We start from the raw sequence: 12,877 nt of genomic DNA, 5'->3' as shown, positions 1-12,877 counted from the left end.
GCTGACAGGGCATGATCAAACATCCTACAGGAGGAACAACAATGAAAAGCCTCGTCGACCACCTCAGCCAATACGCCGCCTACCACCGCGACCCACGCAATATCGCCAGCCACTTCATTGGTATCCCGCTGATTGTGGTGGCGGTGGCCGTGCTGCTGTCGCGTCCCGAATGGACGATTGGGGGGCTGTGGATTTCACCGGCGGTGATCGTGGCGTTGTTTTCGGCATGGTTTTACCTGCGCCTCGAACTGGCCTTGGGCGTGCTGATGACGGTGTTGATGGGCTTGTCGGTATGGGCCGGACATGTGCTGGCGGCGCAGAGCACGCTGGTGTGGCTGAGCAGCGGTATCGGCATGTTTGTGGTGGGCTGGGTGATTCAGTTTGTCGGGCACTACTACGAAGGCAAGAAACCGGCGTTTGTGGATGACGTGTCGGGGTTGATCGTAGGGCCGCTGTTTGTGGTGGTGGAGGTGGCGTTTTTGCTGGGGTTGCGGCAGGACCTGAAGGCGAACATTGAGAAACGCTCGGGCCCGGTGGCGCGCCGCGATCTAAAGCCAAGCGAGGTCTAAATGTGGGGAGGGGGCAAGCCCCCTCCCACATTGGCTCCCATTTTCACATTGGGTATGCGGGGTTATCAGGCTTTTTGCCATACCTTGGGTTTGAAAAAGAGGGTCTCGCCACGCACCAGACCGGTCAGGCTGTCGTGGTCCTTGACCACTTCGGCCTCGATCAGCTCGGGCTGGCCTTCGACCTTCAGCGTCACCCGCGTGGTCGCACCCAGCGGGCGAATATCACGCACTTCGGCCGCATGGTGGTCTTCCAGTTCATGGCGCGACAGCGACACTTCATGGGGACGGAACAGGACGTGCTTGTCTTCCCCCAGGTGCAGGCGGTTGGAGTCACCCAGGAAGTGGTACACAAAATCGCTGGCCGGGTTTTCATAAACGTCACCCGGTGAGCCGATCTGCTCGATCACGCCCTTGTTCATCACCACGATACGGTCGGCGACTTCCATGGCCTCTTCCTGGTCGTGGGTCACGAACACCGAGGTCAGGTTGATGTCTTCGTGCAGGCGCGCCAGCCAGCGGCGCAGTTCTTTACGCACCTTGGCGTCGAGGGCGCCGAAGGGTTCGTCCAGCAGCAGCACTTTGGGCTCGACCGCCAGGGCGCGGGCCAGGGCGATACGTTGGCGCTGACCACCGGAGAGCTGTTCCGGGTAACGATCAGACAGCCAATCGAGCTGCACCATGTTCAGCAGTTCGTGAACCTTGGCCGCGATCTGGGTTTCGTTCGGGCGCTGGTTCTTGGGCTTCATGCGCAGGCCGAACGCGACGTTGTCGAACACGGTCATGTGGCGGAACAACGCGTAGTGCTGGAACACAAACCCGACGTTGCGATCACGCACGTCGTGGCCGGAAACGTCTTCACCGTGGAACACGATGCTGCCGTCATCCGGGGTTTCCAGGCCGGCGATGATGCGCAGCAAGGTGGTCTTGCCGCAGCCGGACGGGCCCAGCAACGCCACCAGCTCGCCACTCTGGATGTCCAGATTGATGCTGTTCAGGGCCTTGAAGGCGTTGAAGTTCTTGCTGACATTACGGACTTCGATCGACATGACTTATTCCTCACCGGCGCTTTTGCGCAGGCGGTTGATACGGTTCTCGCTCCACTGCTTGAGCAGCAGGATGAAGAGCGCCAGGATCAGCAACAGGCTGGCCACCGCAAACGCGGCAACGTGGTTGTATTCGTTGTAGAGGATCTCGACGTGCAGCGGCAAAGTGTTGGTCACGCCGCGAATGTGCCCGGACACCACCGACACCGCGCCGAACTCACCCATGGCCCGCGCGGTACACAGCACCACGCCGTAGATCAGGCCCCATTTGATGTTCGGCACAGTGACATGCCAGAACATTTGCCAGCCATTGGCCCCAAGCAGGCGTGCGGCCTCTTCTTCCTGCGTGCCTTGCTCCTGCATCAGCGGGATCAGCTCACGGGCCACGAACGGCACGGTGACAAAGATGGTCGCCAGCACGATGCCCGGCAGGGCGAACACGATCTGGATGTCATGCTCCTGCAACCATGGGCCGAAGAAGCCCTGCGCGCCGAACATCAACACGTACACCAGGCCCGCGATCACCGGCGAAACCGAGAACGGCAAGTCGATCAGCGTCACCAGGATGCTTTTGCCACGGAACGAGTACTTGCTCACGCACCAGGCGGCGCTGACGCCGAACACCAGGTTGAGCGGCACCGAGATCAATACGGCGATCACCGTGAGTTTCAACGCGGACAACGCGTCGGGCTCCAGGATTGCGCTAAAGAACGTACCCAGACCGTTCTTCAGGCCCTGGGACACCACGATAAACAGCGGCAGCAACAGGAACAGGAAAAACACCAGCCAGCCAAGGCCGATCAGGATGCGTCGCGAGACCGCACTGCCACGCCGGGCGGCGTTGGCCGAGGACGCGGCGGAAATAGACGATTGGGACATGTTCCGCGCCTCCTTATGGACGTTCGATGCGCCGCTGCAACAAGTTGATCAGCAGCAGCAGGACAAAGGAAACCACCAGCATCAACACGCCAATGGACGTGGCGCCGCGGTAGTCGTACTGGTCAAGCTTGACCATGATCAGCAGCGGCAGGATCTCGGTTTTCATCGGCATGTTGCCGGCGATGAAAATCACCGAACCGTACTCACCGACGCCACGGGCAAACGCCAGGGCAAAGCCGGTGAGCCAGGCGGGCAGCAGCGCGGGGACGAGGATGTAACGGAACACCTGCAACGGCTTGGCGCCCAGGCAGGCAGCGGCTTCTTCGATTTCCCGGGGGATGTCGGCGAGTACCGGCTGCACCGTGCGCACCACGAACGGCAGGGTCACGAAGGTCAGCGCCAGGGTGATACCCAGCGGCGAGTAGGCGATCTTGAAGCCCAGGTCAGCGGCGAACTGGCCGACCAGGCCGGTCGGCGTGTACAGCGCGGTCAGCGCAATACCGGCCACGGCGGTGGGCAGGGCGAACGGCAGGTCGATCATCGCATCGATGATCTTGCGGCCGGGGAAGGTATAGCGCACCAGCACCCAGGCCAGCAGCGTGCCGATGACACCGTTGATCAGCGCGGCGTAGAGCGCGGTGCTGAAGCTCAACTTCAACGCCGCCAATACACGCGGCGCGGAGATGATGGCCCAGAACTGATCCCAGGTAAGTTGAGCGGCGTGGACAAACATCGCCGCGAGGGGGATGAGTACGATCAGGCTGAGGTACACCACGGTGTAGCCCAGCGTCAGCCCGAAGCCGGGTATGACGGGGGAAATACGACGCGACATAAGAGTCCTTGGTTAACGGAACTGACACACAAAACCCGCAGGTGAATGCGGGCTCGGTGGGTGTGTATTTCTCGGCTTACTGCGCCGTGTAGATCTGGTCGAACACGCCACCGTCGTTAAAGAATTTCGGTTGGGCAGTTTTCCAGCCACCGAAGTCTTTGTCGATAGTCACCAGGTCCAGTTTCGGGAACTGCTGGGCGTATTTGGCGGCCACTTTTGCATCGCGTGGGCGGTAGAAGTTCTTGGCCGCAATCTCCTGGCCAGCCGGGCTGTACAGGTGTTTCAGGTATTCGGTAGCGATCTCGGTGTTGCCCTTTTTCTCGGCATTCTTGTCGACCACGGCCACTGGCGGCTCCGCGAGGATCGACAGGGACGGTACGACGATGTCGAACTTGTCGGCACCGCCGTCTTCTTTCAGCGCCAGGAAGGCTTCGTTTTCCCAGGCCAGCAACACGTCACCCTGACCGTTGTTGACGAAGGTGATGGTCGAACCGCGTGCACCGGTATCGAGGATCGGCACGTGTTTGAACAACTCTTTCACGTATTCCTGGGCCTTGGCCTCGCTGCCACCGGATTTGAGGCCGTAGGCCCAGGCGGCGAGGAAGTTCCAGCGCGCACCGCCGGAGGTTTTCGGGTTTGGCGTGATCACCGACACGTCTTTCTTGATCAGGTCGCCCCAGTCCTTGATGCCTTTAGGGTTGCCCTTGCGCACCAGGAACACGATGGTCGAGGTATACGGGGTGCTCGCATCCGGCAGGCGGGTCTGCCAGTTTTCCGGCAGGGTCTTGCCCAGTTTTGCGATTTCGTCGATGTCGCCGGCCAGGGCCAGGGTCACTACGTCGGCGCGCAGGCCGTCGATCACGGCGCGGCCCTGCTTGCCCGAGCCACCGTGGGATTGCTGGATCTTGACGGTGTCGCCAGGGTGGGACTGCTTCCAGAAGTTGGTGAACTCAGCGTTGTAATCCTGGTACAGCTCACGGGTAGGGTCGTACGAGACGTTGAGCAACTCGTAGTCCTTGGCAACAGCGGAACCTGCAAACACGGCGCTGGCCAGGGCGGCCAGGGCGTAACGGCGAATCGACGACATAGAAGCTCCTAGAATTCTTGGGTGTTGGCTTTTTCTTATAGTGACGGGGTCTATCGCCGTGGTTGCTCAGCTCGGTTTGTTACCCGGATTCTGCAGGCGGAATTTTTCCTTGCGTTCGATCTGTACCACTTGGGCGTTATGCACAGTGATTTCCACCGCGCCAAACCGCAGATCGCGCAGGGCGCTCTGGATCTCACGCAAAATGGCTGCTTCGTCCTGGCCGTCGACGCTACGTAGAGATGCGCTCATGGTCTCGCTCCTGAAATGAATAGTGCCTCGCAGTGGCGGCACTGCTTGCGGCGTAGGGCGATAGTAGATAAGCGCGGATATTCTTAAAAATACTATTTAAGAATGTTTATATAACCAGAAAGAATTTTCTGCAGGGGCACGAGGTTGCGAAGGGATTAAGCCGTGCACATAGCCAAATGTGGGAGGGGGCTTGCCCCCGATGGCGATCTTTCAGCCAACAACTCTGTGACTGGGGCACCGCTATCGGGGGCAAGCCTCCTCCCACATTTTGAATGCACTTCAAGGCTGGATAGTGGGGGCGCGTTCCCAGTCAATTTCATTCGCTGGCATCGGTCTGCCAAACCAATAGCCCTGCCCCAGGTCACAGCCCTGCTCCAACAAAAACTGCGCCTGCTCCACCTGCTCGATGCCCTCGGCGTGCACCTGCATGCCCATGCTTTTCGCCAACGCGATAACCACGCGCACAATCGCGGCGTCGTCTTCATCCCACGGCAACCCGGCGACAAAACCCTGGTCGATCTTGAGTTTCTGCACCGGCAGGCGCTTGAGGCGCAGCAGGGAGGAATAGCCGGTGCCGAAGTCATCAATAGCCAGGCGCAGGCCCAGTTCGCGCAGGCGGTGCAGTTGTTCCAGGGCCACCTCAGGGTCATCCATCACTGCACTTTCGGTGACTTCCAGCTCCAGGAAAGCCGGATCAAGGCCGGTATCGTGCAGCACCTGGGCGACTTGCTCGTACAGTTCACGCCGGGCAAACAGGCGGCTGGACACGTTGATCGCGATAAAACTCAGCGCCACGCCGTCGGCCAGCCATTGGCACATCTGGCGGCAGGCCTGCTCCATTACCCAGGCGTCGATATCGGCAATCAAGCCGGTGCGTTCAGCGATGGGGATGAATTCGCCCGGCGGCACCAGGCCGCGTTCCGGATGCTGCCAGCGCACCAGCGCTTCGACCCCGACCAGGCGGCTGCTATGCAGGTCGTGCACAGGCTGGTAGTAGACGCGCAACTCCTGCTGGTCGAGGGCGCGGCGCAGTTCGCTGGCGATTTCCACGCGGTTCTGCGCGTGGGCGGTGAGTTCTTCGGTGTACAAGGCGTAGCCTTCGCGGCCCGCGCTTTTGGCTTTGAACAACGCGGAGTCGGCGTTGCGCAGCAGTTGCTCTGCGCTGAGGGCGTCATTGGGAAACAGGCTGATGCCGATGCTGGCGCTGATAAACAGTTGATTGCCGTCAAAGGTGAACGGCTGTTTCATCACGTCCAGCATGCGCTGGGCCAACGCCGCTGCCTGCACCACCTGTGAACAACTTTCCGCGAGCACCGCGAACTCATCGCCGCCCAGGCGCGCCAGGGTCACGCCGGGGCCGAACAGCGTCTTGAGTCGCTCGCCCACCAGCTTGAGCAACTGGTCACCAACGTTATGGCCAAGGCTGTCATTGATGATCTTGAAGTGATCCAGGTCCAGCAACAGCAGGGCGCACCCGCGTTTGTGCAGCTGTGCCGAGGCCAGCGCCTGCTCGGCGCGGTCGGTAAACAGCAGACGGTTGGGCAGGTCGGTCAGAGGGTCGTGGTGCGCCAGGTGCGCCAACTCGTGCTCGGAATCCTTGATGGCGCTGATGTCGGAAAACACCGCGACGTAATGGCTGACGTGGCCCTGGTCATCGTGAATCACCCGGATGGTTTGCCACTGTGGGTAAATCTCGCCGCTTTTGCGTCGGTTCCAGATTTCTCCGCTCCATTCACCGGTGTGTTCCAGGGTCTGGAACATCTGCTGGTAAAAACTCGACGAATGGCGACCGGACTTCAGCAGGCTGGGCTGCTGGCCCATGACGTCTTCACGCTGGTAGCCGGTGATCTCTATGAATGCCCGGTTCACGTGCACGATCAGGCCGTTGGCGTCGCTGACCAGTACGCCTTCGCGGGTGCAGTCGAAGACGGCCGCCGCCTGGCGCAGGCGCTCGCGGTTTTCCTTGAGGGGTTGCTGCAACTGGTGGGTCCGGGCGAAGCGTGCGCACAACAGGTAAATGGCCAAGGTGCTCAGGGCTACCCACACATAACCGCGCACCTGCAGCCAACGCCCCAACTCCCACGGTTCATCGAGAAAGTTGATCAATACGTAATGGCTGAACTGGAGCCATGCGATGGAAACCAGCAGGTATACCAGCCCCACACGCAGGGCCCCTCGGTATGAAAACAGCATATGGCCAGTAGTCCTTACTAAAAAACCAGAATCGCCCTACAACGCGTCGGGATTATAGAATAGGAAACACCTTGTAAGTCTTATCTGAAACGGTGACTGGTTTTATCCTTAAAGCCAGTGATAATGCGGGTGCTGTTTTTTTCTTTATCAGAGGGCCATACAGCCTATGTGGTACAACGGTTTTCTTGACCTGTCAGCCTGGCAACTGGTTGCAGTCACTCTGTTGATGACCCACGTGACCATCGTTGGGGTCACGGTTTATCTGCACCGCTATTCAGCCCATCGCTCCCTGGAGCTCAATGCCGGCCTGAAACACTTCTTCCGCTTCTGGCTGTGGCTGACCACGGCGCAGAACACCCGCGAGTGGACCGCCATCCACCGCAAGCACCACGCCAAGTGCGAAACCGTCGATGACCCGCACAGCCCGGTCATCAAAGGCCTGTCCACCGTGCTGCGCAAAGGCGCCGAGCTGTACCGCACCGAGGCCGAAAACCCCGAGACCCTGCGCATCTACGGCAAGAACTGCCCGGACGACTGGATCGAACGCAAGATCTACACCCCGTACCCGCTGCTGGGCGTGGCGATCATGGGCGTGATCGACCTGCTGCTGTTCGGCACCATCGGCATCACCATCTGGGCGATCCAGATGATGTGGATTCCGTTCTGGGCCGCCGGCGTGATCAACGGCTTGGGCCATGCGGTGGGCTATCGCAACTTCGAATGCCGTGATGCGGCGACCAACCTGGTGCCGTGGGGCATCATCGTCGGTGGCGAAGAACTGCATAACAACCACCACACCTACCCCAACTCGGCCAAGCTGTCGGTGAAGAAGTGGGAGTTCGACCTGGGTTGGGCGTGGATAAAACTGTTCAGCTTCCTGCGCCTGGCCAAAGTCCAGCGCGTGGCGCCGATTGCCCATCGCGTCGAGGGCAAAGGCAGTCTGGACATGGACACCGCCATGGCGATCCTCAACAACCGCTTCCAGATCATGGCCCAGTACCGCAAATTGGTGATCGGCCCGCTGGTCAAGCAGGAGCTGGAAAAGGTCGATCATTCGGTGCGTCACCAGTTCCACCGGGCCAAGCGTCTGCTGTCGCGGGAAACCAGCCTGCTGGATGACCGCCATCACCTGCGTATCCAAAGCATGCTGGAACACAGCCAGGCCTTGAAAGTGATCTACGAAAAGCGCCTGGCGCTGCAGCAGATCTGGCTCAAGACCAGCACCAACGGCCACGATATGCTCGCGGCCATCAAGGAATGGGTGCACGAGGCCGAAGCGAGCGGCATCCAGTCCCTGCGGGATTTTGCCCACCAATTGAAGACCTATTCGCTGCGTCCTGCGGCGGTCTGACAGTGCCGTGGGAGGGCTTGCTCTCCCACGCACCCTCTTTTTGGCGTCATTATCCGGGCACCGCCAATCGGCACCGTTCATGGAACTTCATCGCATTTACCCTCTCTCAATGAACACTTCGCCATCATGGTGGCCCCTTGTTGTGACCGCTGCTCCATCCTGCGGCGCGCCCAGAGAGAGTTGTGCCGATGGTTCTCGAAAAGCCCTTAGTTAACGACACCCCAACCGCTGACCCTCCACGTCCGGCTGCGGCTGCAACCCTGCTGGCGCTGGTGCATGCCCAGGGCGAAGTCGAACGGCTGAGCGAACGCGAACAACTGCTCAGCTCGCTGTTGGTCAGCGTGAATGCCGTGCTTTGGGCCATCGATTGGGAGACCCGGCGTGTGCTCTATGTGAGCCCGGCCTACGAGCGAATATTCGGCCGTTCCGCCGGTTTGCTGCTCGCCGATCATCGGGAATGGCGCAACAGCATTCACCCAGAAGACCTCGACTACGCCGAACACAGCCTTTCCCGTGTGCTGGAACAAGGCGCCGTAGAAGACCGCGAGTACCGCATCATCACCGCCGACGGGCAGATCCGTTGGCTGAGTGACAAGTGCTACATCAACCAGCAGGTCGAACCCGGCGAGCCGGTGATCGTGGTCGGCATGGCCGAAGACATCACTGAAAAGAAGCAGCTGGAACTGGAACTGCACCGCCTCGCCACCACCGACGTGCTGACCCAGAGCAGCAACCGGCGGCACTTCTTCGAATGCGCCAACCAGGCCTTCGACACCGCCTGTGCCCAAGGCGCGCAATTGGCCTTCCTGTTGCTGGACATTGATGATTTCAAGGACGTCAACGACACCTATGGCCACCTGGAGGGCGACCAGGTGCTGCGGCGTATTGCCGAGAGCGGGCGTGGGGTACTGCGCCGAGGCGACCTGTTCGGACGCATTGGTGGCGAAGAGTTCGCCGCCGTACTGCCCGGTTGCGCGCCTGAGATGGCCTTGCAAGTGGCCGAGCGCCTGGGCAAAGAGATCCAGGCGCTGAGTTTCAGCTTCGAAGGCCAGGCGTTCAGCGTCACCATCAGCCAGGGCCTGGCCAGCCTGACTGAGGAAGACTCGACCCTGGATAGCCTGTTCGCCCGCGCCGATGCCGCCATGTACGAGGCAAAACGTCAGGGCAAGAACCGCGTCATCGCTGGCTGAATGCCTCCCACAGGGGTTCAGAAGTGGCCGTCATAAAAAAACCCGCCGAGGCGGGTTTTTTACATCGAGGAAGGCGCCGGGCTTACAGCTCGGAGAAGCACTCTTCGATGATCGCCAAGCCTTTGTCCAGTTGCTCGTCCGGCGAGGTCAGCGGGACCAGTACGCGCAACACGTTGCCGTAGGTACCGCAGGACAGCAGGATCAGGCCCTTGTCACGCGCCTTCGCCACCACGGAGGCAACGGCAGCGGCGTTCGGCTTGTGGCTGTCGCCGTCTTCGAACAGCTCGACGGCGATCATCGCGCCCAGGGCACGGACTTCGCCGATCACCGGGTACTTGGCCTGGATAGCCTTGAGGCCAGTCACCAGGCGCTCGCCCACGGCCTTGCAGCGGTCCAGCAGGTGCTCTTCTTCGAACACCTCCATCACCGCCAGCGCAGCGGCACAGGCGATCGGGCTACCGGCGTAGGTGCCGCCCAGGCCACCTGGCGCGATGGCGTCCATGTATTCAGCCTTGCCGCACACACCGGCCAGCGGGAAGCCACCGGCGATGGATTTGGCGAAGGTGGTCAGGTCGGCGGCAACACCCATCTGTTCCATGGCAAAGAAGGTACCGGTACGGCCGGCACCGGTTTGCACTTCGTCGGCGATCAGCAGGATGCCGTGCTTGTCGCACAACTCGCGCAGGCGCTTCATGAACGACTTAGGCGCGACGTAGAAACCGCCTTCGCCCTGTACCGGCTCGATGATGATGGCAGCGATATCACGCGGCTCGGCATCGTTCTTGAAGATGCGTTCGATGCTGGCGATGGAATCGTCGTCGCTCACGCCGTGCAGCTCGTTCGGGTACAGCGCGCGGAACACGCCGCCAGGCATCAGGCCCATGCCGGCCGAGTAAGGCACGACTTTACCTGTGAGACCCAGGGTCATCATGGTGCGGCCGTGGTAAGCGCCAGTGAAGGCGATCACGCCAGCACGGCCAGTGGCGGCACGGGCGATTTTCACGGCGTTTTCGACAGCTTCGGAACCGGTGGTGACCAGCAGGGTTTTCTTGACGAAATCACCTGGCACCTTGGCGTTGATCTTTTCGCACACTTCTACGTACGGCTCGTAGGCCAATACCTGGAAGCAAGTGTGGGTCAGCTTGTTCAGTTGCTCGGTCACGGCGGCGATGATTTTCGGGTGCACGTGGCCGGTGTTCAGCACGGCGATACCGCCGGCGAAGTCGATGAACTCGCGACCTTCAACGTCGGTCACGGTGGCGTTTTTTGCGGATTCGGCAAAAATCGGGTGAATCTGGCCAACACCGCGTGGTACAGCAGCTTCGCGGCGTTTCATCAGGGATGCGTTGGTCTTGCTCATAAAGTCCTCATTCGCCACTCATCGGGTGGCGCGGTTCAAGGAATACGTGGCGGGGAGGCAACTGCGGCAGCATGCGATGATCGACTGCCACAGCGTTCCCGGCCACTACGAATAACGTCTCGAAACACGCAAAGGGTCAGCGCTCTCGTGCCCTTTGCGTTTACAGCCATGCCAAACCGGGGCCTAGATGCCCAGGCAGAGGTATTTGATTTCCAGGTAATCCTCGATCCCGTACTTGGAGCCTTCACGGCCCAGGCCCGAGGCCTTGATGCCGCCGAATGGCGCCACTTCGTTGGAGATCAACCCGGTGTTGACGCCGACCATGCCGTATTCCAGCGCTTCAGCCACACGGAACACGCGGCCCAGGTCGCGGGCGTAGAAGTAGGATGCCAGGCCGAACTCGGTGTCGTTGGACATCGCGATCACTTCGGCTTCGTCTTTGAAACGGAACAGCGGCGCCAGTGGGCCGAAGGTTTCTTCCTTGGCGACGGCGGCGTTTTTCGGCACGTCGACCAGGATGGTCGGCTCGAAGAAGTTGCCTTCCATCACCTTGCCACCGGCCAGCAGCTTGGCGCCTTTGCTCAGGGCATCAGCGATGTGCTCCTGAACCTTGGCCACGGCTTTTTCGTCGATCAGCGGGCCCGTGGTGGTGCCGTCTTCCAGACCGTTGCCGATCTTGAGCTTGGCCACGGCCACTTTGAGTTTTTCGGCGAACGCGTCGTACACCGAATCCTGGATATACAGGCGGTTGGCGCAGACGCAGGTCTGGCCGTTGTTGCGGTACTTGGAGATGATCGCGCCTTCCACGGCCTTATCCAGGTCCGCGTCGTCGAACACAATGAACGGCGCGTTGCCGCCCAGTTCCAGGGAGACTTTCTTGATGTCCTTGGCGCATTCGGCCATCAGCTGGCGACCGATTTCGGTCGAGCCGGTGAAGGACAATTTACGCACGATCGGGTTGCTGGTCAGCTCGCCGCCGATGTCGCCAGCGCTGCCGGTAACCACGCTCAACACACCTTTCGGGATACCGGCACGGTGCGCCAGCTCAACCAGGGCCAGAGCCGAGAACGGAGTTTGCGACGCAGGCTTGATCACCATGGTGCAACCGGCGGCCAGGGCCGGGCCGGCTTTACGGGTGATCATGGCAGCCGGGAAGTTCCACGGAGTGATGGCAGCGGTCACGCCGATTGGCTGCTTGATCACGATCAGGCGCTTGTCGGGCTGGTGGCCGGGGATCACGTCACCGTAGATGCGCTTGGCTTCTTCAGCGAACCACTCGATAAAGGACGCGGCGTAGACGATTTCGCCCTTGGCTTCGGCCAGCGGCTTGCCTTGTTCGAGGGTCATCAGGCGACCGAGGTCGTCCTGGTTTTCGATCAGCAGTTCGAACCAACGGCGCAGCTTGTTGGCGCGCTCCTTGGCGGTCAGTGCACGCCAGGCCGGCAGGGCCTTGTCGGCGGCTTCGATGGCACGGCGGGTTTCCGCGGCGCCCATCTTTGGCACGGTGCCGAGAATCTCGCCCGTGGCAGGGTTGTTGACCTTGATGGTTTGACCATTGTCCGCATCGACCCAAGCGCCATCGATAAAGGCTTGCTGGCGAAACAACTGGGTATCTTTGAGCTGCATGTCGGCTTTCCTTAACAGCACCGCGCGCACGCGGAGCGAATTAGAGTTGTTGAAAGGCGCCTTGTGGGCTGCCGTCAGGGAAATCAGCCCCAGCACGCGAGGAAGTTAAATGCGCACGGGAGACAGAGCGTTTGAAATCTCAAACGAATCCTAGGATCAATGGGGGTACAGGGCAATAGTCTGTTCGAAAAAAAGAACGAAAACGGCGCATTTGCCGAATCTTTCGGATCAGCGTAGCCGAGGCAGATTGGCGTGCATTGATCCGAGTTACGCGGCGCAGGGCCTTCGTCAGGCAAATTCCTACCGTTTAAGGACCAAAGACCAGCATGGACGCCCATGGTCGACATGGGTATGATGTCGCCCGCACAAGCATCCGTAGCTCAGCTGGATAGAGTACTGCCCTCCGAAGGCAGGGGTCGTGGGTTCGAATCCCGCCGGGTGCACCAGATACGATGAAAAAGCCCCAGGTCGAAAGGCCTGGGGCTTTTTTGTAGACTG

11 protein-coding genes and 1 tRNA gene are annotated in these 12,877 nt (G+C 60.4%); 4 read left to right on the top strand and 8 right to left on the bottom strand.

The window, feature by feature from the left end:
- Positions 1-41 precede the first annotated feature (41 nt).
- The gene (locus EJD88_RS02220) at positions 42-569 is read left to right on the top strand and encodes a DUF962 domain-containing protein (protein WP_158876556.1); all 528 of its coding nucleotides are present in this window, start codon (positions 42-44) and stop codon (positions 567-569) included.
- 65 nt (positions 570-634) lie between these two features.
- Here EJD88_RS02220 and EJD88_RS02215 read toward each other — a convergent pair whose 3' ends face one another.
- From EJD88_RS02215 to dibA, 6 genes are all read right to left on the bottom strand, one after another.
- Positions 635-1,615: a sulfate/molybdate ABC transporter ATP-binding protein gene (locus EJD88_RS02215; RefSeq protein WP_099584359.1), complete on the bottom strand. Its 981-nt coding sequence runs from the start codon at positions 1,613-1,615 to the stop codon at positions 635-637.
- A gap of 3 nt (positions 1,616-1,618) precedes the next feature.
- Positions 1,619-2,491 (bottom strand): sulfate ABC transporter permease subunit CysW, encoded by an 873-nt coding sequence (cysW, locus tag EJD88_RS02210; protein ID WP_099584358.1) that lies wholly within the window; start codon positions 2,489-2,491, stop codon positions 1,619-1,621.
- A gap of 13 nt (positions 2,492-2,504) precedes the next feature.
- The gene (gene cysT / locus EJD88_RS02205; RefSeq protein WP_064450147.1) at positions 2,505-3,323 is read right to left on the bottom strand and encodes a sulfate ABC transporter permease subunit CysT; all 819 of its coding nucleotides are present in this window, start codon (positions 3,321-3,323) and stop codon (positions 2,505-2,507) included.
- 76 nt (positions 3,324-3,399) lie between these two features.
- On the bottom strand, positions 3,400-4,410 hold the full coding sequence (locus tag EJD88_RS02200) for a sulfate ABC transporter substrate-binding protein (protein WP_027607869.1): 1,011 nt from the start codon (positions 4,408-4,410) through the stop codon (positions 3,400-3,402).
- A 66-nt stretch (positions 4,411-4,476) separates the two neighbouring features.
- Entirely contained in the window at positions 4,477-4,659 is a 183-nt protein-coding gene (gene oscA, locus EJD88_RS02195; protein ID WP_003170956.1) for a sulfur starvation response protein OscA, read from the bottom strand.
- Between the two features lie 279 nt (positions 4,660-4,938).
- On the bottom strand, positions 4,939-6,852 hold the full coding sequence (dibA, locus tag EJD88_RS02190; protein ID WP_158876554.1) for a phosphodiesterase DibA: 1,914 nt from the start codon (positions 6,850-6,852) through the stop codon (positions 4,939-4,941).
- A gap of 166 nt (positions 6,853-7,018) precedes the next feature.
- Between dibA and desA the strand changes: the two genes are divergently transcribed.
- The gene (gene desA / locus EJD88_RS02185) at positions 7,019-8,203 is read left to right on the top strand and encodes a delta-9 fatty acid desaturase DesA (protein ID WP_099584356.1); all 1,185 of its coding nucleotides are present in this window, start codon (positions 7,019-7,021) and stop codon (positions 8,201-8,203) included.
- 188 nt (positions 8,204-8,391) lie between these two features.
- Complete coding sequence (locus tag EJD88_RS02180) at positions 8,392-9,393, top strand: sensor domain-containing diguanylate cyclase (RefSeq protein ID WP_099584355.1); 1,002 nt, start codon at positions 8,392-8,394, stop codon at positions 9,391-9,393.
- 82 nt (positions 9,394-9,475) lie between these two features.
- Here the strand turns inward: EJD88_RS02180 and gabT are convergent, their stop codons facing one another.
- Both gabT and gabD read right to left on the bottom strand, forming a co-directional pair.
- Positions 9,476-10,753 (bottom strand): 4-aminobutyrate--2-oxoglutarate transaminase, encoded by a 1,278-nt coding sequence (gene gabT / locus EJD88_RS02175; RefSeq protein ID WP_032884867.1) that lies wholly within the window; start codon positions 10,751-10,753, stop codon positions 9,476-9,478.
- 183 nt (positions 10,754-10,936) lie between these two features.
- Positions 10,937-12,379: an NADP-dependent succinate-semialdehyde dehydrogenase gene (gabD, locus tag EJD88_RS02170; protein ID WP_095186318.1), complete on the bottom strand. Its 1,443-nt coding sequence runs from the start codon at positions 12,377-12,379 to the stop codon at positions 10,937-10,939.
- A gap of 369 nt (positions 12,380-12,748) precedes the next feature.
- Here gabD and EJD88_RS02165 point away from each other — a divergent pair.
- Positions 12,749-12,825 (top strand) — tRNA-Arg (locus EJD88_RS02165).
- The last annotated feature ends 52 nt before the right edge of the window (positions 12,826-12,877 follow it).

Source organism: Pseudomonas sp. PB105 (assembly GCF_009764655.1).
GTDB lineage: Bacteria > Pseudomonadota > Gammaproteobacteria > Pseudomonadales > Pseudomonadaceae > Aquipseudomonas > Aquipseudomonas cyclaminis.
This window is presented reverse-complemented; position numbering and strand designations above follow the sequence as displayed.

Bases quoted from the DNA above. Each gene is read 5' to 3' on its own strand.
- EJD88_RS02220 (WP_158876556.1), top strand. From the start codon at position 42: ATGAAAAGCCTCGTCGACCACCTCAGCCAATACGCCGCCTACCACCGC.
- EJD88_RS02215 (WP_099584359.1), bottom strand. From the start codon at position 1,615: ATGTCGATCGAAGTCCGTAATGTCAGCAAGAACTTCAACGCCTTCAAG.
- cysW (WP_099584358.1), bottom strand. From the start codon at position 2,491: ATGTCCCAATCGTCTATTTCCGCCGCGTCCTCGGCCAACGCCGCCCGG.
- cysT (WP_064450147.1), bottom strand. From the start codon at position 3,323: ATGTCGCGTCGTATTTCCCCCGTCATACCCGGCTTCGGGCTGACGCTG.
- EJD88_RS02200 (WP_027607869.1), bottom strand. From the start codon at position 4,410: ATGTCGTCGATTCGCCGTTACGCCCTGGCCGCCCTGGCCAGCGCCGTG.
- oscA (WP_003170956.1), bottom strand. From the start codon at position 4,659: ATGAGCGCATCTCTACGTAGCGTCGACGGCCAGGACGAAGCAGCCATT.
- dibA (WP_158876554.1), bottom strand. From the start codon at position 6,852: ATGCTGTTTTCATACCGAGGGGCCCTGCGTGTGGGGCTGGTATACCTG.
- desA (WP_099584356.1), top strand. From the start codon at position 7,019: ATGTGGTACAACGGTTTTCTTGACCTGTCAGCCTGGCAACTGGTTGCA.
- EJD88_RS02180 (WP_099584355.1), top strand. From the start codon at position 8,392: ATGGTTCTCGAAAAGCCCTTAGTTAACGACACCCCAACCGCTGACCCT.
- gabT (WP_032884867.1), bottom strand. From the start codon at position 10,753: ATGAGCAAGACCAACGCATCCCTGATGAAACGCCGCGAAGCTGCTGTA.
- gabD (WP_095186318.1), bottom strand. From the start codon at position 12,379: ATGCAGCTCAAAGATACCCAGTTGTTTCGCCAGCAAGCCTTTATCGAT.